This is a genomic window from Spirosoma lituiforme (assembly GCF_054776635.1).
Map to the genome: position 1 here is coordinate 1,058,068 of NZ_BAAHBO010000001.1, position 20,163 is coordinate 1,078,230.

The 20,163-nt window shown below is 51.3% G+C and carries 15 protein-coding genes; 10 read left to right on the forward strand and 5 right to left on the reverse strand.

All coding sequences use genetic code 11. The features are described 5' to 3' along the window. Positions 1–84 precede the first annotated feature (84 nt). Positions 85–279, forward strand: a complete 195-nt coding sequence (locus ACYU87_RS04525) for a hypothetical protein (RefSeq protein ID WP_461132827.1) — start codon at positions 85–87, stop codon at positions 277–279. 96 nt (positions 280–375) lie between these two features. On the opposite strand, the gene dapA is transcribed toward ACYU87_RS04525, so the two are convergent. The 3 genes from dapA to ligA all read right to left on the reverse strand — a co-directional run bounded on the left by dapA (position 376) and on the right by ligA (position 4,020). Next, positions 376–1,287 carry a 4-hydroxy-tetrahydrodipicolinate synthase gene (dapA, locus tag ACYU87_RS04530; protein WP_461132828.1) on the reverse strand — a complete coding sequence of 304 codons (912 nt, stop codon included), beginning with the start codon at positions 1,285–1,287 and terminating at the stop codon, positions 376–378. Positions 1,288–1,351: 64 nt separating this feature from the next. Beyond that, entirely contained in the window at positions 1,352–1,921 is a 570-nt protein-coding gene (locus tag ACYU87_RS04535) for a hypothetical protein (RefSeq protein WP_461132829.1), read from the reverse strand. Positions 1,922–1,974: 53 nt separating this feature from the next. After that, the gene (gene ligA / locus ACYU87_RS04540) at positions 1,975–4,020 is read right to left on the reverse strand and encodes an NAD-dependent DNA ligase LigA (RefSeq protein WP_461132830.1); all 2,046 of its coding nucleotides are present in this window, start codon (positions 4,018–4,020) and stop codon (positions 1,975–1,977) included. Positions 4,021–4,314: 294 nt separating this feature from the next. Here ligA and rpe point away from each other — a divergent pair, with 294 nt between their 5' ends. The 9 genes from rpe (at position 4,315) to ACYU87_RS04585 (ending at position 18,470) form a co-directional block, all read left to right on the forward strand. Next, on the forward strand, positions 4,315–4,986 hold the full coding sequence (gene rpe / locus ACYU87_RS04545; protein ID WP_461132831.1) for a ribulose-phosphate 3-epimerase: 672 nt from the start codon (positions 4,315–4,317) through the stop codon (positions 4,984–4,986). A 43-nt stretch (positions 4,987–5,029) separates the two neighbouring features. Beyond that, complete coding sequence (locus ACYU87_RS04550) at positions 5,030–6,433, forward strand: alpha-amylase family glycosyl hydrolase (protein ID WP_461132832.1); 1,404 nt, start codon at positions 5,030–5,032, stop codon at positions 6,431–6,433. A gap of 107 nt (positions 6,434–6,540) precedes the next feature. After that, positions 6,541–8,703 carry an OmpA family protein gene (locus tag ACYU87_RS04555; protein WP_461132833.1) on the forward strand — a complete coding sequence of 721 codons (2,163 nt, stop codon included), beginning with the start codon at positions 6,541–6,543 and terminating at the stop codon, positions 8,701–8,703. Positions 8,704–8,736: 33 nt separating this feature from the next. Further along, entirely contained in the window at positions 8,737–10,560 is a 1,824-nt protein-coding gene (locus ACYU87_RS04560) for a glycosyltransferase family 39 protein (RefSeq protein WP_461132834.1), read from the forward strand. A gap of 2 nt (positions 10,561–10,562) precedes the next feature. Further along, on the forward strand, positions 10,563–12,362 hold the full coding sequence (locus ACYU87_RS04565; protein ID WP_461132835.1) for a hypothetical protein: 1,800 nt from the start codon (positions 10,563–10,565) through the stop codon (positions 12,360–12,362). A 42-nt stretch (positions 12,363–12,404) separates the two neighbouring features. Further along, a complete protein-coding gene (locus ACYU87_RS04570; RefSeq protein WP_461132836.1) occupies positions 12,405–13,595 on the forward strand; it encodes an acyltransferase family protein in 1,191 nt (396 codons plus the stop codon). A gap of 237 nt (positions 13,596–13,832) precedes the next feature. Further along, a complete protein-coding gene (locus ACYU87_RS04575; RefSeq protein WP_461132837.1) occupies positions 13,833–14,594 on the forward strand; it encodes a glycosyltransferase family 2 protein in 762 nt (253 codons plus the stop codon). Positions 14,595–14,702: 108 nt separating this feature from the next. Next, positions 14,703–17,420, forward strand: coding sequence for a hypothetical protein (locus ACYU87_RS04580; protein WP_461132838.1), 2,718 nt, complete (start codon positions 14,703–14,705; stop codon positions 17,418–17,420). A 48-nt stretch (positions 17,421–17,468) separates the two neighbouring features. Then, positions 17,469–18,470, forward strand: a complete 1,002-nt coding sequence (locus ACYU87_RS04585; RefSeq protein WP_461132839.1) for a hypothetical protein — start codon at positions 17,469–17,471, stop codon at positions 18,468–18,470. Here the strand turns inward: ACYU87_RS04585 and ACYU87_RS04590 are convergent. After that, entirely contained in the window at positions 18,467–18,700 is a 234-nt protein-coding gene (locus ACYU87_RS04590) for a hypothetical protein (protein ID WP_461132840.1), read from the reverse strand. The genes ACYU87_RS04585 and ACYU87_RS04590 overlap by 4 nt on opposite strands. Positions 18,701–18,881: 181 nt before the next feature. Next, complete coding sequence (locus ACYU87_RS04595; protein WP_461133631.1) at positions 18,882–19,982, reverse strand: Gfo/Idh/MocA family protein; 1,101 nt, start codon at positions 19,980–19,982, stop codon at positions 18,882–18,884. Positions 19,983–20,163: the final 181 nt, after the last annotated feature.

Below are 20,163 nucleotides of genomic sequence, written 5' to 3' on the forward strand. Positions count from 1 at the left end.
AACAAACTGGGGTCGTGCCTGTTTAATTGACAATTCGCCGACTGGCGCGTGGATATCAACTACACTATAACTGGTTAACGTTTTATGAAAACTCTTCTGCGTTTTTTTCCATCAGCTCTGGTAGCTATTTTTCTGACTTTGTTTCTAACCAGCTGCGCGGCCATTGGCGATATCTTCAAAGCAGGTGCATATACGGGTATCATCGGGGTTGTCGTGGTTCTGGGCGTCGTTATCTGGCTCGTATCGAAGCTGTTTGGCGGTGGCGGCCGGAATTCGTAGTAAATTCCCTGATCATAAATCAAAAGGGCGATTCCTGCCAGGAATCGCCCTTTTGATTTATGATCAGGGAATTTTAATGAAAGTTTAATAGTGCCTTTACGCCACCAATTCCAGCAGATTATCACGCTGAAGTACGGCCCGCTGGCGCTCGCTCAGATCGTCGGATGCTCTCATCAGTGGCAACCGAACATCGGCCGAAATGAGGCCCATTATCTCAAGAATATTCTTCACCCCCACCGGATTTCCTTCTTCGTACAGGAGCGGGTCAATGCGCAGGAAATGGCCAAGCTCTTTTCGGGCAAACGCAAAATCGCCCTGCAGGGCGGCCTCAATCAAGCCCGTGAATTTAGCCGGAAACGCATTGGCAATAACGGACATTACGCCTACACCACCAATGCTGATAATGGGGACTGCCTGCACGTCATCGCCTGAAATAAGCAGGAAATCGTCGGGTTTGTCACGCGCAATTTCCATGCACTGCTCAATCACGCACGAAGCTTCTTTTACCCCGATGATGTTGGGGTGCTGGGCCAGTTCGCAGATCGTTTCGGCACTCATGTTGATGCCTGTGCGGAATGGAATGTTGTAGAGAATAACCGGCACTGGACTGGCATCGGCGACACGCGTAAAGTGTTCGATGACGCCCCGCTTACCGGGTTTGTTATAATACGGACAAACCGACAGAATGGCGTCGACGCCCTCAAAATCAATGTCTTTCATGCCCGACACGACATCGGCGGTGACGTTGCCGCCCACACCGAAAACGATAGGCAGACTTTTAGGGTTGTTTTCCTTCAGGTATTGTAGTAACTGAGCCTTCTCCTGTTTAGTCACCGTTGGCGATTCGCCGGTTGTGCCCTGCAGGACGATGTAACGAACGCCCCCATTAGCAATGTGCCGGACGATGCGGCCAAAGCCGTCGAAATCAATTGAATAGTCAGCATTGAAAGGCGTTACAATGGCAACGCCTACGCCGTGAAATTTACCGTATTGGCTACGAGTATCCATCAGTTAACTGGAAACAGGAATTTATTATCGCAAAGTTACGTGAATTTAGGCTGGAGTCACGCGTTTACGCCGTCATTGTCAACGAGAAATCTCTGGGCACGAAGTAAGCGGGTGTTTTCAACTCGAATACCTCGTCGTGGATGGATGCTACATACAAACCAGAGGCCATGGCCTTATCCCTAACCTCTTTGGCCCCTTGTACACAGGCCAGAATACCAAACAGTTTTTTATGCGCATACTCCGGGTGAAACCGCCGGAAACGATCAAGACTCTTCAGCAGTTGGTCAATGTCCCGATCTTTGAGGTGGCTTTTCACTTCCACCAGCACAACCGTATTTACCTCACCGTTGGCCATCCCCAACACATCGATTTCTAATGTATCCGGACCGTACTCTGTTTTGTAATTGGTCGTGATCGTCGTCATCCCGAACTGCTTACGCAGTACCTTTTCCATCGACGGGAAAGCCATGCCTTCGGTAAAGCTGCCAAATTTGTTACCGATATCACCAATGAGTTTGGCATTTTGCTTGGTTATCCGGTCTGTTTCCTTTTGACTCTGGGATAGTTCTTTCTGAGTTAGGGCTATTTCCTGAAGAATCTGACGTATATCATCAAAGTTGGTCGTGGCTTCCATAGTTCGGTGGGGTTGTCTGTTTGCAAAGGTAACGAATTCAGTACCAATCCCATTTACACGTTCAGCATGGCCATAAACTCATCTTCGCCAATCATGGGCACGTTCAATTTCCGGGCTTTTTCGACCTTGGATGGCCCTGCACTTTCGCCCACGATCAGATAGTTCAGCTTCTTGGAAATTCCGCTCAGCAGCCGGCCCCCGTTGGCTTCGATGCGGGATTCGAGTTCTTCGCGGCTGAAATTTTCGAAGGTACCCGTGTACAGAAACGTTTTCCCCGTGAGCGAATCGCCCTCCTGCTCCACCACTTTTTTCTCGCCAACAAATTGCAGGCCGGCGACCCGGAGGTTTTCCACATACTCGCGGTTATCCGGATCAGCAAACCAGGCCACAACGCTCTCGGCAATGCGCGGGCCGGTATCGGGTACGGCCAGCAGTGCTTCCGGACTGGCGTTCATGATGGCATCCATCGACCCGAAATAATCCGTCAGTTTTTCGGCGGTGGTATTGCCCACGTACCGTATGCCCAGCGCAAACAAAACGTTGGGCAACGGCTGGGCCCTGGAGCGTTCAATAGCCGTCAGGATGTTTTCGACCGTTTTTTCCCGAAAGCTGACAATCCGCTTTTTGCCCGTTTCCTCATCCAGAAATATTTTTTCAATACCCAGTAAGTCGTTTGCCGTCAGCTTATACAAATCGGCTGGGGTTTGGACCAGCCCCCGATCAATGAGCAGCTCAATTTTACCTTCGCCCAGGCTCTCAATGTTCATGGCTCGGCGCTGAATGAAATGCTCGAACCGGGCCTGCCGCTGGGGTGGGCATCCTCGCTCATTGGGACAATAAAAATGCGCTTCGCCTTCCTTCCGAACCAGGGGGGTTCCACAGGCGGGGCAGGTTGTTGGGTAAATAATGGGTTGGCTTTGTTCAGTACGACGAGTCAAATCAACACCCGTAATTTTTGGAATGATCTCCCCCCCTTTTTCCACAAAAACGGTATCGTAGAGCTGGACTCCCAGCCGCTCAATTTCGTTTGAATTGTGAAGAGAAGCCCGTTTAACAATGGTGCCAGCCAACAACACGGGCGTCAGCAGGGCAACGGGTGTTACGGCCCCGGTTCGACCAACCTGGTATTGAATTCCATTCAAGGTTGTGCTGGCAGCCAGGGCTTTGTATTTAAAGGCAATCGCCCAGCGCGGACTTTTAGCCGTATACCCCAGATCCCGTTGCTGATCGTAGCGGTTTACTTTAATAACGATGCCGTCGGTATTGAGCGGCAGTTCGAAGCGCTTTGTGTCCCACTCGTTAACATACAGCATCACCTCCCGAATATCCGCGCACTTACGCCAGGTTTGAGAAACGTTGAAGCCCCATTCGTTCAGCGCAACCAGGCTTTCTTCGTGGGTGTGAAAAACGTCAACGTCCGACAGAAATGAGTACAAAAAGCAATCCAGACGCCGTTTGGCAACCGCCGTCGAATCCTGCTGTTTAAACGTTCCGGATGCGGCATTGCGCGGGTTGGCCAGTAAAGCCTCCCCAATATCTTCCCGCTCTTTGTTAATCCGTTCGAATTCGGCCAGCGGCATAAAGCCCTCGCCCCGAACTTCGAATAATGGCGGAACATCGGTCTTATGAATCCGCAGCGGCACCGTGCGAATGGTCCGGATGTTGTTCGTAATGTCATCCCCCCGAACCCCGTCGCCCCTCGTTGCGCCCTGCACCAGTACGCCATTCTCATAAGTCATGCTCAGCGCAACACCGTCGAATTTTAATTCACAGATGTACTCGTAGGGTTGTCCGTTTAAGCCTTTCTGAACCCGTTTATCGAACTCAACAAGTTCTTCTTCTGAGTAAGTATTACCCAGGGAAAGCATCGGAAACCGGTGGTACACTGTCTTAAATTCCTTGCTGATGGTGCCCCCTACACGGGCCGTTGGCGAATCGGGTTGACGAAAATCAGGGTATTGCGTTTCCAGAGAAGTTAACTCGGCCAAAAGTTTATCAAAGGTGAAATCATCCACTTCCGAAACACTATGCTGATAGTATTGATGATTGTAGTAATTCAGGGTATTTGTCAGTTCGGCAATGCGTTCCTGGGGATTCATAGGCTTAATGAAAAGTAAAAGAGTTCGTCGTATAGTATAAGTGGCTGCTGCTAAGGCAACATCCAGGTTAGTCTGCCGCACAAGACATACGTCATCTATTACTTATTCCCTATCGACTGTCCATAATTCTAAATGGGCAACATTGGTTTTGTTTCTTCGTTCATCCAAAAAAAGGTACTTTTACGGGATAAAAAAAACAGCTTGCTGCTGGCCGTGCTTTTGTCGTGAATCGTTTCCGTCATTGGCCAGACCACAACAGTTGCCTAATCCCTGACGGTGATTTCTTTACAGTCTATGACACAGCCTCTCATTGCTCCTTCGTTGCTTGCGGCCGACTTTGCCAATCTTCAACGCGATCTGGAACTGGTTAACCGAAGTGAGGCTGATTATCTTCATTTTGATGTTATGGACGGCGTATTCGTGCCTAACATCTCGTTTGGGTTTCCACTTCTTGAGGCTGTTCGCAACCATTGTACGAAGCCCATCGACGTGCATCTAATGATTACAGACCCGGACCGTTACCTCGACGCGTTTGCGGACGGCGGAGCTTCCGTCATTCACGTTCACTACGAAGCCTGTCCCCATCTGCACCGAACCCTGAGCCGCATTCGGGAATTGGGCTGCAAAGCGGGCGTTGCGCTCAATCCGCACACGCCCATCAGTGGCCTGGTCGATGTGCTCGACCAGATTGATGTCATTTTGATCATGTCTGTTAATCCGGGTTTCGGGGGCCAGTCATTCATCCCTCATACCCTTCGGAAAATTGCCGACCTAAAACAACTGCTGGTAACCAGCCAATGCCCCGCCCTCATTGAAGTCGACGGCGGTGTTAGTCTATCCAACGCAGATGCCTTGCTACGGGCCGGCACCGATATGCTGGTTGCTGGTAATTCCATTTTTGGCGCCAAAGACCCTCTGGACACCATTCATCAACTAAAGAACAGCCGCCAGCTGCTGGTAGCCTAATCACTTTCCGTAACGCCTAATCTAATTGACTGGAATCAATTCCATGAAAAAATCGTACCTGACCGTCTTGCTCAGTGCGTTGTTGCTGACAACCGCCTGCCGCAATACTGAATCAAGCCAAGAAGAAAGTTCAGATACTGATACCACAGCGCTTGGGGCTCCACCCGCCCCCGATTGGGCCCAAAATGCGACCATTTACGAAGTTAATACGCGCCAGTTCTCCCGCGAAGGAAACTTTAAAGCCATTGAAGCCCAGTTACCCCGCCTGAAAGAACTGGGCGTGGATATTCTGTGGCTGATGCCGATTTACCCCATCAGCCAGAAAAACAAAAAAGGCACACTGGGCAGTCCGTATGCCGTTGCCGATTTTAAGCGCGTAAACCCCGACTATGGCACCCTGGATGACTTCAAGTCGCTGGTGAACCGGGCACACGTACTTGGCCTGCGGGTCATTCTGGACTGGGTACCCAATCATACCGGATGGGATCATACCTGGGTAACACAGCACCCGGATTGGTATACGAAAATTGGTGGCAAAATGACGACGCCTGTAGACCCAAAAACCGGTAAGGCGACAGACTGGACCGATGTTGCGGATTTGAACTACGACAATCCGGAGATGCGCAAAGGAATGATTGATGCGATGCAATACTGGATTAAGGAATGTGGTATTGATGGCTACCGCTGTGATGTAGCGGGCTTTGTTCCGAACGACTTCTGGGCTCAGGTACGCCCCCAGTTAGACAAAATCAAAACCGTATTTATGTTATCGGAGTGGGAAGATGAGCCCGATCAGTTTAAAAACTGCTTCAACATGAACTACGGCTGGAGCATGCACACTATGATGAAAGCGGTTGCCAAAGGGGCGCGTACGGCAGATAAGATCGACTCCCTGCGCGAAGCCAATCAAAAGCGTTTTCCGAAGTGGTATTACCAGATGCTGTTTACGCAGAACCACGACGAAAATTCGCACAACGGTACGCTGGCGGAGTCGTTTGGCCCATCCGCCGATGCTTTTTTTGTGTTGTGCAGTACGCTGGAAGGTATGCCGCTGGTGTACAACGGCATGGAAGCCAACCTGAATAAACGGCTGGCCTTTTTCGAGAAAGATACCATTGTATGGGGTACGTACGCCAAGAGCGATTTTTTCAAGACCCTACTGACACTCAAGCACCGCAACCGGGCACTTTGGAATGGACTGGCGGGCGGTAAGTTGGTGAAAATTCCGACCGATCATGACGACAAGGTATATGCATTCTATCGGCATCGCGACAATGATCGCGTTACGGTGGTGCTAAACCTGGGCGATAAACCGCAAACCGTACAGTTGGGCGGTGATGGTTACACCGGTACGTATACGGATGTGTTCAGCCATCAGCCCGTTGAACTGAAGCCGGAAATGGTTGTAACGCTGAAACCCTGGGAATATCGGGTGATGACAAATTAGTCGGTACAACGCAAAGTACACCCCGGTTGCCTGGCGCATTCGCCTTGGGGTACGTCTTTTTTCAATAGAATTTGCTGCTTATATTAGAGCTTATAGAGCGCTTTTTTATGCCTTCGCAACGTAACCTTTTCTTGAGCAGTCTTTTGCTTATTTCCTTTACGGGGCTTGCACAACAAACCGGGCTGCGTTCAGCCGGGCTGCGTTCCACCGGACGCGGTTCGACTGAACGCAGCCCGGCTGGAACGGAGACAAAAACATCAGAGAGTCCGACAGCATTCCAGCGGCAAACAGCCAGTTCCGTACAGTGGGCGAGTCGGGTCGTTGGGGTATCTTCGGAGAAAAGAGGGGAAAATTACGGCGAGCAATACAAAGCCATTCAGGCGTTGGGACGCCCCAACAAGCTACCTGATACAGGGCCGAGCCCGTGCGCCTGGGCACCATTTTATGTTGATGGTACTGCCGATGAGTGGATTCAGGTCGGCTTTGCCAAACCCATGCGGGCCCGGCAAATTGTTGTCGCCGAAAATGTAAACCCAGGGTCCGTGGTGAAAGTGATCGCCATCGACGAAAAAGGCGTTGAGCACATTGTCTACGAAGCCGCGAGCACCCAACCCCGAGCAGATCCGCTGCTGCGTATTTTCCTTAACGATTCGACATTGGTATGCCAGCAGGTCAAAGTGGTGATTAACGGAGCTGCTCTGAAAGGGCTCAATCAAATTGATGGTATCGGTATGTCGGAGGACATAAAACCCATCACGGTGAGCCTTGTTGTATCGAAAGACACACCGAAAGACATTAAGAAAGAAAACCTCGGTAAAGCGATCAACTCTGTGGGACAGGAGGTGGCTCCGGTTATCTCGCCCGACGGACGGACGCTCTACTTCACCCGGAACTTTAATAAAGCGAACCTTGGCGCATCGGACCGGCAGGATGTCTGGTATTCAACACTGGAGTCGGGCGTGGGCGGTAACCCCGCTGGCTGGAGCGAGGCCGTCAACATCGGTTCCCCCATCAATAACACGGGCGACAATGCCATTAGCGGTATGTCGGCCGATGGGCGAACGGCTTATCTCATCAACGTGTACCGCCCCAATGGGGGTATGGTCTTCGGTATCTCTAAATCGACGCGCACCAAAACGGGCTGGTCGCAACCCGTCGAGTGCCGAATTGCCAACAACTATAACCTGCACGAGAAAAATCAACTGGAATTTTGTGTAGCACCTGATGGGCGGGCCATTATTCTGGCCGTTCAGCGAAAAGACACCCGTGGTGACCGCGATCTCTATGTCTCCCTAAAAAAGACGGATACAACCTGGTCAGAACCGGTGTCGTTGGGGGGTGTTGTCAATACGGCTGATTTTGAAAGCTCGCCTTTTCTGGCTGCCGATGGCCGAACCATGTATTTTACGTCGGGTGGTCATCCTGGTTTGGGCAACGGCGATATTTTTGTTTCCCGCCGGTTAGACGACTCCTGGAGTAACTGGAGTGAACCCGAAAACCTTGGGCCAAGCGTGAATACGGATGAATGGGATGGTTATTTTACCATTCCGGCCTCGGGCGATTATGCTTACCTAAGTTCCAGGGATGGTTCACTGGGCGAAGACGACATCTTTCGGCTTAAACTGTATCCGGCGATCAAACCCGACCCGGTCGCGATCATTACTGGAACTGTACTTGACTCGAAAAGCAGGAAACCCGTTGCATCACAAATTGTGTCGAACATTGTGGGTGAGCGAAAAGGGCTGGAAAAAGTAGACTACAACCCGGAATCCGGAGAGTTCAAGCTTATTCTCCCTACTCAGAAAGCCTACACCCTCACCGCCAGCCATGAAGGTTACTTTCCCACTACCGAAACTATTGACCTGAGCAAAGACAAGCGCTTCCGCGACATCAAAAAGAGTATTCTGCTGGTTAAGATTGAAACGGGCCAGAAAATAACGATGCGGGAAGTACTCTTCGAGCAGAGCCAGTTTGCGCTGCTGCCCGGTGCCGATGCGGAGCTGGACCGGGTAGTTGATATGCTGGCGAAATACCCGGAAATGGAACTGCTCATTGAGGGACATACTGATAATCAGGGTGACTGGGAGCCGAACATGAAGCTTGCTGAAGACCGGGTACGGGTTGTGAAGGAGTACTTGCTGAGTAAGGGGGTTACCCCCGTTCGTATCCAGACAAAAGCCTGGGGACCAAGCAAACCCATAGCCAGCAACGGCACGGAAGAGAAGCGTAAACTGAACCGACGGGTAGAATTCACGATCCTGAAATTGTAAAACCAGCGGGTAGTGACTTACCTTTGCGCCCAAATGCCGCATTCACTCACTACTGACCGCATGATGAACGACAGTCGTTCCGGTTTATTTGCCCAGCTAAGTTCTCCCCGCTTACTGCTTGTTCTGATTTTAGTTCTTGCCCTTGGTCTTCGGCTTTACAAGTCCAGTGTGCATGGTCTTTATCTGGATGAAAAGTTTACCCTGATCAACATTGCCGGGGTTTCGCTGGAGGGTTTCAACCAGCATGATGTATTCTTCACACCCGGCAAGATCTACTTTACCCCGAAGGAGTTCTGGAAAGAAAAACACCTCCACGACTACATCAGGGCCATTATTCAGAATGATATAGGCAATAGTGCCTCGCACTATGCGCTGCTCTGGGCGTGGGTTCAGCTTTTCGGCATGAGCGACCTGTCCATCCGGATGCCTTCCATCATTTTCAGTACCCTCATCGTCGGCCTGACCTATTTATTAACGAAGCGTTACTTTCGGTCGGAGTCACTGGCTCTCCTTTGCGCCTTTCTGTCGGCCATTGAGCCGTTTTTTATTGCCTATAGCCACATGGCCCGCAATTATTGCATGACCATTTTCATCACCATGCTGGGCACGTATCTTTTCCTGCGCATCCTCGACCGACGCGCCGAAGGGAAAACGCCCATCGGGATGTATGTCGGTTACGGGTTATGCTTTGCGCTGGCGGTACTGGGTCATTATCTGGCCGTTACGGTATTTATGTGCCACGGCATCTACCTGTTCCTGTTCAATCGCAATCTGAAGACCTATATCGGTTTAGGACTCAGCGTTATCGGCGGCACGGTCAGCCTGATTCTCCCGTGGTTTGTTTTCGGGGGGGGTAAGTATACGCTCCAGACATTGGCTTATCAGGCCCAGCTTTACCGGGGGCTTGCCTATTCGAACCCCTACAACAACGGTTTCAATATTATTCTGCCCGCCACGATTCCTAACGTTGTCAAGAAGTCGATTCCACTCTGGTCCGATCTGATGATGTTCTCCAACGGGCTTTCTTCCGAAACGCTGGCCTTTCGCAACCTGATTGTTGCCTTTTCGCTCGGCTGCATAGCCGTTTTTATCATCCATCGGTTTGGCCGGGGGCGCACCGTTCCGACCTGGGTAAGCATTGCAGTTCCGGTGTTGCTGGTGGCTGGCTTTGCGCTTTATAGCATTCCGTCGCTCCGGCTGCTGGCTGCAGCGGCTACGCCCATCTTCTACTACATGCTTTATCAGGCGGCTGTCGGATACACCAATCAGGCTGATCGGCGGCTGGTCTTTTTCCTCGTTTTGCTGAGCACATTCCCGACCCTGTTTGTTATTGCCATCGCGTTCCGCAACGATCATACGTACGGCCTGATGCAACGGTATTCCGGCTTTTCGTTTCCCTACAGCGTTATTTTAGTTGGCCTGATCATTCGCCAGGTGTTCCGGCAACCCACTTACCTGCGGCTGACACTGGTAGCGGTTCTGCTGGTTCAGAGCTATTACCTGGTCGAACTGCTGTATCGGATTTATGAAGACCAGGCTCCCAAATACACCTATTATGGCCGCTACCGGATCGCAAATCCATACAATACAGCAGCCGATCGGATAAAGGAACTGTATGCTCCGGGCGATACCGTTCTTTACCCATCCGCCCGAACGGCTCCCCGCGATGAAGTTGAAAATACCTATACCCGCCACTCGATTATTGACGCACAATACACGAACTTGTATCTGCCAAAAGACGCGACGTATTACCAACGCATGGATACCACCCAGACCGACCGCATCATTCTGGTGAAGGGCAATTCGGGGAAGCGCATTACGATTTTTGACTTTGAAGGCACCAAATACCGGTATTAATCGTGACCACAGAACAACCAGCAACGAACAACACACATCGCTCCGGTCAGCCGTCGACAACCCGACGTTGGCTGCCGGGGTTGGGCTGGGCGTTGCTTGTTTTACCCGTTCTGTTGTTTGGGTTGACCTGGCAGGCATATGCAGTCAATGTTCCCAAATGGGATGATCACGCCTTACGGAACTTCCTGTTCAATTTCGACCAGGAATCAACCTTAACGGGCAAACTTTACCAGCTCTTCAGGCAACACAACGAGCACCGGATCGTTTTCGACCGGCTTGTTTCGCTACTTGACTATCAACTATTTAGTCGATTGAACTACGTCCACCTGATGCTGGTGGGGAATTTGAGTCTGGTAGGCTTGCTATTAATTTTCACGGCGGCACTTCGTCGTTCCCGGCCCGATTTGTCCGGCCAATCGTTGCTCTATGCTGCACCTGTTGCCTGGCTTCTCTTCAACCTGTCGCAGTGGGAAAATATGTTCTGGGGGATGGCCGCTCTGCAGAACTTCTCGGTTGTTCTGTGGGTGATCGCGGCTTTTTACTTCTTGAGTTACACTACCAACTGGCGACTTGCTTTTGTGGCGGGTATGCTGGCCACCATCACGAGCGGTAACGGCCTGATGGTGTGGCCCCTGGGGTTTCTGATTCTATTGTTACGGCTACCGGCTTATGCAGATAAAAACAATCGTGTACAGTTTGGGCCTATAATCGGTTGGTTAGCGGGTGCCGCCGTCATCGTAGCTCTTTACTTCACCGGCTTCGAAAAACCGGACGGCGTCAAGTACGTAAGGCCGGGGGTACTGGAACTGGGTAAGGGCTGGTTTGCCGTCATCGGGGCGGCTGCGGAGGCATTGCCCATTAATCCCCCGCTCCGAATCTGCATCCTGCTCGGAGGAATGATGGTTTTGATTTTCGCAGCTATCGTAGGCTGGAGTCTTCTTGTGAACCGGCTGGCGCTGGGCGACCTGTTTGGTTGGCTACTGACCTCAAAGAAAACTAGTCATAAATCGGCCCCTACGCTTTCGTCAGTTACGGTTTTCTTCTGGAGTTGTACCGCATTTATTCTGGGCACCTCGGCCATTGTCGCCTGGGCGCGCACGGGAGCCGGGGTTGATTTATTGATTACCAGCCGTTACAAAATGTATTCGCTTACGGGGCTAGCGCTTCTCTACCTGTACGGCGTGGCCATGCTGCCAAAACCCGCCCGGCGCTGGTGGCTTTTGGGTGGGTTAACGAGTAGCGTACTTTTAGCCGTACTTTCTTATTTTTCGTTTCTGAACGAAACGATCTGGTGGCGACACTGGCTAACCACGAATCAATTCAACTGGACGCATTCATCAAACGATGCCACCTTTTCGTCCGATTCCGTTTCGCAGCGGTATACCCCGCCTACTCCCGCCTTTTACGACAATGCGTTGCCCGTCATATACGGACCAGCCCAACAGGCACCACTTGCCGTAAACATCGGTAAAATACAGGGCGGTTACTCGGTAAAAAATGAGACGTTCCCCGCCCAGGGACTCGGAGACGCCAGTGCTTATCTGCTGGCCCGTTCGCCCAAGCGAACGTATTTGTTTCCGGTCTGGCAACGGCAACAGTCAATGGTAAAAGCCCGTTTCAGGCCGGGCTACTTGTTTACCAATGGCTTCGACAGTGCTATTTACTCGGCAGAAATGGCCGCAGGTGCGTACCAACTATTTGTGCTGATTGTTTCCAGCGCGAACACGTACGAACTTCGGCCGACAAACCAAACTATCGTATCCTCCGGTCCACCAAAAACTGTAGAAGCCAAAAACTGGTAGGTTCTGGAAGTCAACTTCGTTATCCGTTAATCAAACTATCCGTTGGTTCATAAGCAAAGTCATTCGCCCGATTCGTCCAGTCAGTCCTCCATACCGACAACGACAACCGCCCGCCCGGCGCTGAACCACTTTCGGCAGTTGGACGGCATCCGGTTTCTGGCCGTTGGTATGGTTTTATTCGACCACTGGATGGTGGGCCGGGTCGACGGATTACCATTGGGTGCCCTGGGTGTTACGATTTTTTTCGTATTAAGCGGTTTCCTGATCACCCGTATTCTACTATCGAGCAAAGATAAACTAAGCAGCCTGCCGCAGGGCGGCCTGGGAAAGTACCTCAAAACGTTCTACATCCGTCGGACGCTTCGCATTTTTCCCATCTACTACATCACCCTGTTTGTTCTCTACCTGATCAACGAACCACCCATCCGTCGGACCATTGGCTGGCTGGCCCTCTACGGCACGAACATTTACATCGCCATCAACCAGACCTGGATGGGTACAGTCGATCATTTATGGTCGCTGGCCGTTGAGGAGCAGGTGTACCTTATTTTTCCGCTGTTGCTCTTCTTTGTTCCCCGCCGGTTTTTACCCGCAACGGCTATTCTGATGATCGTTGGCAGCGTGGCACTAAGGTACGTGCTGTATCGGCTCCGGCTACCTTGGTTTATCGAATACGTGTCGACCCCTACCTGCCTGGATTCGTTTGGTTTAGGCGCCCTTATGGCTTACGGCTGGCTGTACAAACGCGACTGGCTCGTCCGGCTTTTCACGCCGTCGGCCGGGGTCTGGCTCAGCATTCTCGTTTTTGCCGCTATTGTTTACCTCAACCACTGGATCTCAATTGATTCGCCAAGGGGTTATCACAACATTGTATCGGAGGTATGGGAGCGACTTTTTGCGTCGTTGATTGGTTTCTTTCTGATTGGCCATGGTATCATCGGCTTCAAAGGCCCCATGAAATGGTTGCTCGAACACCCCGTTAGCCAGTATATGGGCCGTATCAGTTACGGTTTATATTTGTTCCATAACTTCATCTTCAACGTTTTTCATACACAACCAACGCATTTTACCATACGGGCCTGGCGCCGTTTATCGGACCTGATGCCCTTCCTGAACAGTTCGTACTTCTTCCCGTTTTCCTTTTATTTAGCCCTTACCATTATCCTGGCAACACTCTCCTGGTATTTGATTGAAAAGCCAATAAATGATCTGAAGGATCGGTATTCTTATTGATGCGCCATCAAACCGGAACCCGTTAATCACCATTTCCGGTCAGACCACTCACTAACGTACAGTCTACTTAGCTCATTTCGCCCGTAACAATTTTATATATTTGCAAATAGTTAGTAAATGTACAAGCCAGATTACGAGCCACCACGCGTTTAAACAAAAGAGAATTATCAACTCGTTTTCAGTTTACCCAACATCTGCCCTATTGTGCATTAATCCGTTTTCACTATTCAAGCAAGTATGAGTCTCCTGCTGTCAATTGTAATGCCGGCTTACAACGAAGAAGAAGTTATTGAAGCTGTTGTCAAGCAGTGGACTGATTTGTTGACCCGCCAATTTCCTACCGAAAACACCCGCCTGATTGTTGTGAATGACGGTTCGCGCGATAAAACAGGGGCTATCCTGGATCAGATAAAAGACCGTTACCCTAAATTAATGGTCGTCCATCAGCCTAATGGTGGGCATGGGAATGGGGTCGTGAACGGGTATCGGCAGGCGGTGGCGCTGGATTCTGAATACGTTTTCCAGACCGATAGTGACGACCAGTTCATTACCGATGATTTTGGTAAATTATGGGCCAGACGGAACGAGTCGCCGTTTATTCTTGGCTATCGGGAAGAACGGTACGACGCCCCGGCCCGGTTAATTATTACGCGTATTCTTCGGCTGAGCATTGCGTTTATTTACGGAACGTATATTATGGACAGCAATATTCCGTTCCGGCTCATTCGGGGTACATTCCTGCGTAAGCTGCTGGCTCAATTACCTAATCCAACGCCTTTCGCGCCCAATATTTTTCTGGCTGTAATGGCCAAAAAAGCGGGGCATAACACCTTCGATATTCCCATTACGCACAAGGAGCGCCTGACGGGTACGGTTTCTATTCTGAAATGGAAACTGCTCAAAGTCTGCATTCAAAGTTTTAAAGAGCTGGCCCAGTTTCGGCTTGAGTTGAGCAGCAAAGTGAAAGCACTGAAAAAGCCAGAGCCTGTAACGGCCTAGACACATTGCCGTCGTTTACCGTTGATTCTCAGTTGGCCGATGCACGGAATCCGTTGCGCCAGTTAACCGAAAATCGTAAGGCGACCTACCACTCATCTTCCGTACTAAATGAAACGAAGTCTCTGGATTGCTGTTGGTACCCTCGTGCTGCTGATTGGCGGCTGGCTGGGGTACCGACAGTTTTTTCCGGCAGGTCGGACTGTTGGCTCTCTGGTGCCGCCCGGTGCTCTGCTGGTGCTGGCCAGCGACCGGCTTCAGGATACGGTTTCGGCACGCGTCCTGCGTACCCAGCTTTCGCTCCGGCAACTGCCGGTCTTTGACGAAGCCCGACAGAAACTCGACCGTTTCCTTTACGCAACCGCCGACACGGCTACTGTGCTCAAGTTTGTTTCTGGCCGAAACATTCGTTACTCGCTGCACTCCATCTCCAAGACGACACTCGATTTCATTTTTTACGTTCCCATATCGGCTCAGGATCAGCCATTTCTGAACCGGCTCACAAATCCGGATCCCCGACAGTACCGGGTACTCAATCACACGTTTGCGGGCGAGAAAATCCTTGATTTGGTAGCCAGGGGCAATGAACCCGTTGGCTCGTTCATTCTGACCGATGGCTTTTTAGTGGGCAGTGTATCGGGTATCCTGATTGAGAACGTAGCCAAACGGATGCACCAGTCGCTCAAGTTGACCGCTGCCGAGCCAGACTTCCAGGTCGATGAGGACCATCTGGCGGGGCTCTCCATACGGCCCGAAGTACTTCAGTCACTCTTTAGCAACGTAGGCTCCCTGATAAGGCTCTTTCTGCCGGAAGAACTGAATCTTCAGTTTCGGCAATCTGCTTCGCGCTCTCACCTGATTGGTTACGCAGTCGACCAGATCGGCAACCGGCGCGACGTAGCGGCTTTATTCGCGAATCAAGCGCCCCGGCGCATCCAGTACGCCAACCTGATTCCCCAAACAACGGCTACCTTGTACCACATTGGTATCAGTGATGCTTCTCAGTTTGGGAAGTCACTCAGTAATCTGTTGGGCTCGGCCTCCAGCGGCTTTCTGCGGGATCGGTTCAAGCAGATTGCGCCCGAAACTAAGCCGTTGTATCAGTCATTGGGACCAGACATTATGCTGTGTCGTCTGGAATCGCCAACGGGTGCCTTGCGTCAGGTATTAATTCTGACCGCCCTGGATGGCAAAAAGCTGGCAAATGCCTATCAGCAGGTAGCCTACCGGTCAGGGGCCAAGATGGCTACAGACCCAAAGAGCTATTTGGGGCACAAGATTTTGTTATTAAATATTCCGGAATTACCCGCGTCACTCTTTAGTAGTTTGTTTTCGGGTTTCTCCCAAAGCTGGATTACCCAACATGGTACCTCCCTGATCGTAGCCAACAGCGAAGATGCCTTGCAGGACTACCTGCAACAGGTACAGCGCGGAGCCGTCTGGACGGCGGATGCCCGGCAGGCCGAGTTACTGAACTCAACCCTGCGCCCGGCCAATTTTACGGCGTTTGCCCGGCTAAATCGCGGCCAAGCGAGTGTGCTTGCCAGTTGGCCGCTGGGTTGGCAGAATTTGCTCGACAAGGTAGATCCGGCAACTGGTACGCCCGCCCTGGCTAACCTGGAAAACATGGCCTACCAGGCCAGTTATGGCAATGAGAACATTCAGTCTACCGTTGTGCTGGGCCGCAACACCCGACCTGCGAGCCGGGCAGTGCTCAACAAAGTTTTACTTCAGAAGAAGACAGAATTCAACGCACCACTCATTTCAGCACCCATCGTAACGGGTAACCTGAGCGATAGTTCTGCCCAGTTTTACGCCCAGAACAATGCCGGTCAGTTTGTGCTGGTCACACCCGATGGTGATAAACTGGTACAAAACAACACCGATGGCCCCATTCGCAGCAATGCACTGGGTGTAGACTTCCTAAACAACGGCCGGTTGCAATACCTCTTCATGACCGATCGTACGCTGTACGTGGCCGACCCGGTTCGGATCAGTAAAAAGGTAGCGCTACAGGCCATTCCATTACCGAAAGGCATAGACCCCTCTTTTCTGGCCCGCCCGCGGGGTAGTCAGCAACGGAATATGGTGGCGCTGGCCGCTCACGAAGATGGGCATATTTACGCGCTCGATCGCCAGCGCCGAACCTTCGTCCGACTCATGACGGCTCCCCACAAAGGCACGTTGCAGCTTCCGTTCCAGGTAATGGTGACGCCCTCGGGTATGGATATACTCGCTATGCAGGCGGACGGCACCCTGAATCACTGGCGGGAAAACGGGACGCAGTATCCGCACTTCCCCGCTAAAATTGAGCGAACGAATGAAGAGGAGCCTGAAATCCGGTTTGTTGGCCCGGCTCTTCTGCCGCCCGGACAAACGCAGATTCGATCCATTACCGACGAAGGTCAGTTGTTAACGATCAACACGAACGGTCTTATTGCCAACCGAATTCAGTTGTATCGGCCTGTTCGGCGGGGTTATTTCAGGCTGTTCCCGGACGAAGACCAGACGAACTGGTTGCTTCTGCGTACAACCGATACGGAAATTTCCGTGCTGGATCAGCAGGGGCAGCGTCGGTTCGATGTGCGCGCCCTGCAATCCGGCCGGAACAACATTCGCTACCACCGGCTGGGGGCTGGTATAGAGTTGGTTAGCGTTAAGTCGGGTGGTTTTACGATGCTTTATGACCTGAACGGTCGAATTTTAAACGACCGCCCGATTCCAAGCGATTTTCCCGTTGCGCTGCAATTCGATGAACGCACCAACGAATTATACATTTTGAGTGGTGCCCAGCAGGCGGTACAGCTATTCAGTATTCGATTACGATAAAAATATTTGGGACCAGTCGTTTATCGCCCGTCCCACCCTTCTACAACCATGCGCGTTTTACGCTATACCATTTTATTGATTGCCCTGGTTCTTTGGAGTGGCGGCCTGTCGAGTACCGTATTGCACGGACTTTATGATACGGGTATTGTTGTGGATGATTACCGGTTCGGCGACCTCTACCGTCTCTCAGCACTGCCTCAGTTTAAAGAAACCAAGCCTGTTTGCGCGTCGGCAAACCGGTCGAGCGATACCGATTCAACTCACCTGTATATTATTGGTGATAGCTTTTCCGAACCCGAACGGCTCACCCAATCCGACTTTCGGGTAAGCCGTTTTCAGCGCGTAGCCTGGGATTTCCAGCAACGGATTCAACTCGACTCAACCAAACGAAATGTGTTATTAATTGAATCGGTAGAGCGACATATCCGGGACCACTTTTTCCGGCCCATTCACGAGTTTGTCGTCCAGACCGATACCAGCAAATCCCCTACGCCGAAGCTTCCCCTGCGTCAGCGGTTAAGCAACGAGTTTCACCGCAGCGATATGGAAGAACGGCTCGAATCGGCCTTATTCAGTCGTGATTGGGCTTTCTGGTTCAAGGAGTTAAAGGCGAAACTGACCCTGAACTGGTTTAACCGGGAAAGTTCGGGTGTCAGCTTGTCAGAAGATCACAAGAGTGTGTTTCTTCGGAGTGACGTCGATACTACGAAGACGAAGATTTCATCGTTTACCCATATACCCGATAAGGAAATTACGGTGCTGGTCGATAGTATCAATTCGGTGGTTGCACGCTACAAACGCCTTGGTTTCGACGAAGTGTATTTTTCGATGATCCCTAACAAGGCCAGTATTGTAGAGCCAAATCGGGGGGCGTACAATCAGCTGATCGAACGGGTCCAGCAACACCCTAATCTGCGGGTGTCAACGATCGACATATACGATGTATTCAAGGCTGACCGTACATCACCCTACTTGAAAGGTGACACCCACTGGACTTGCGAAGGACGGGAGCAATGGCTTAATCTGGTACGCCAGAAAGCCCGGATTTAAAGAGACAAATAGGGCAGATAAGGCTCCAGTTTATTCATATCCCGGAAGGCCGTCACCTGATGCAGGTTATTATTATAGGCGTCGTAGCGGAGTTCAACGTAGAAATCGCGCAGGTTGTAGAGCAGAAATATGTTCTCGCCTTCGTAGCGGTTTGCAAGGATGTCGCCCGTGAAGTAAAGCGTGTCGAGTTGCTGGTCGGCAGAAAGGCTGGTAAAATCGGTGGGTTGCATAAGCTCGCGGGGTTGACAAGCGAAATAAACAAAAAGCGGGCGGCTCACCAAATGAGCCGCCCGACTTTATATACCACAACGCAAACACCAATAGCACACAACTAAAACATAATGTCAGGCAAATCCTTGCAAAACAGTGTACTTGTCTAACTGAGCAGTTTGAGTTTGAGCATAAAATTAATCAACTAATCTTCACCTGTTTGCCCGTCCGGGCCGCTTCGTAGATGGCCTCTACGATTTTTATATCACGCAGCCCTTCTTCACCCGGAACCAGCATCGGCTTTTTGTTCATGATGGCTTCGGCATCATCATCCATCTGTTTGGTCTGCTGCCAGGGTACTTCGTACGGGTATTCAATTTTACCACCATTGCCATTCCACACGCCCTTCTGACCATTGTAGGCGGAATAAGGCTCCATCCGTAGCGTGCCTTTGCTACCCGTTACATCCAGAAAGTTCATATTCATGCCGTAGCTGGACTGAACGGCCGCCCGCGCGCCACTCGGAAAAATAAGCTGGGCCATTGTCGTTTCGTCGAGCCCGTTTTTATAGATGTCAGGCCGGGTCGTGTATTGCTGGGCCGTTACGGCAATAGGCTCCTCACCCGTTGCCAGCCGGGCTCCCTGTAGGACATATACACCCATGTCGTACATAACACCGCCCCCCATTTCTTTCTTCTGCTTCCAGTGATCCGTCCGGTTGTCCTGATAACCCGCCGAGCAGCTGACCATCTGAATTTTACCGATTTTACCATCCCTCAGTCCCTTTATGTACTCTTGTGTATTGGGCTCGTGGTGAAGCCGATAGCCAACGGCCAGCGATACTTTGTTTTTCGCGCAGGCGTCGATCATATTCTGACATTCTTTCGCTGTAACAGCCATTGGCTTTTCCACCCAAACGTGTTTACCTGCCTTAGCGGCCCGAACAACGTATTCTTCGTGCATGGACGGCGGCAACACCACATAGACCACGTCGATGTCGGGGTTGTTGGCAATCTGGTCGAAGGTCTGGTAGGAGTAAATGTTTTTGTCGGGGATGTTGTACTGCTTTTTCCACTTTTCGGCTTTGGCAGGCGTACCCGTTACGATACCGGCGAGGTAACAATTTTTCGTTTTCTGCAACGCTGGCGCCAGCAGATCAGTGCTGTAGTAGCCCAGGCCAACCAGGGCCACACCAAGTTTATCTTTAGCGGGCTTTTGGCTAGCCCAAAGTGCATTGGGCGAAAGAGCCGTGGCTACGCCGGTAAGTGCCGTTTTGTGCAGGAAAGTTCTGCGAGAGGTCATCATTGGTTTCTTTGGGTTTCAGGATTTCCGCTTAACGCGTCTGTCGGTCAAACGAGGTTTGGCTACCGCAAACTACGAACCCTATACCACAAACATAGAGCTCCGCGCCAAAAACTTTCCCACCGAACCCGTCCGATAACCTTTTTGTTGAAAGTTGGGGCTATCCGTCCATAACGCCCTA

Bases quoted from the DNA above. Each gene is read 5' to 3' on its own strand.
- dapA (WP_461132828.1), bottom strand. From the start codon at position 1,287: ATGGATACTCGTAGCCAATACGGTAAATTTCACGGCGTAGGCGTTGCC.
- ACYU87_RS04575 (WP_461132837.1), top strand. From the start codon at position 13,833: ATGAGTCTCCTGCTGTCAATTGTAATGCCGGCTTACAACGAAGAAGAA.
- ACYU87_RS04595 (WP_461133631.1), bottom strand. From the start codon at position 19,982: ATGACCTCTCGCAGAACTTTCCTGCACAAAACGGCACTTACCGGCGTA.
- ACYU87_RS04585 (WP_461132839.1), top strand. From the start codon at position 17,469: ATGCGCGTTTTACGCTATACCATTTTATTGATTGCCCTGGTTCTTTGG.
- ACYU87_RS04560 (WP_461132834.1), top strand. From the start codon at position 8,737: ATGCCGCATTCACTCACTACTGACCGCATGATGAACGACAGTCGTTCC.
- ACYU87_RS04535 (WP_461132829.1), bottom strand. From the start codon at position 1,921: ATGGAAGCCACGACCAACTTTGATGATATACGTCAGATTCTTCAGGAA.
- ligA (WP_461132830.1), bottom strand. From the start codon at position 4,020: ATGAATCCCCAGGAACGCATTGCCGAACTGACAAATACCCTGAATTAC.
- ACYU87_RS04525 (WP_461132827.1), top strand. From the start codon at position 85: ATGAAAACTCTTCTGCGTTTTTTTCCATCAGCTCTGGTAGCTATTTTT.
- ACYU87_RS04550 (WP_461132832.1), top strand. From the start codon at position 5,030: ATGAAAAAATCGTACCTGACCGTCTTGCTCAGTGCGTTGTTGCTGACA.
- ACYU87_RS04555 (WP_461132833.1), top strand. From the start codon at position 6,541: ATGCCTTCGCAACGTAACCTTTTCTTGAGCAGTCTTTTGCTTATTTCC.
- rpe (WP_461132831.1), top strand. From the start codon at position 4,315: ATGACACAGCCTCTCATTGCTCCTTCGTTGCTTGCGGCCGACTTTGCC.
- ACYU87_RS04590 (WP_461132840.1), bottom strand. From the start codon at position 18,700: ATGCAACCCACCGATTTTACCAGCCTTTCTGCCGACCAGCAACTCGAC.
- ACYU87_RS04580 (WP_461132838.1), top strand. From the start codon at position 14,703: ATGAAACGAAGTCTCTGGATTGCTGTTGGTACCCTCGTGCTGCTGATT.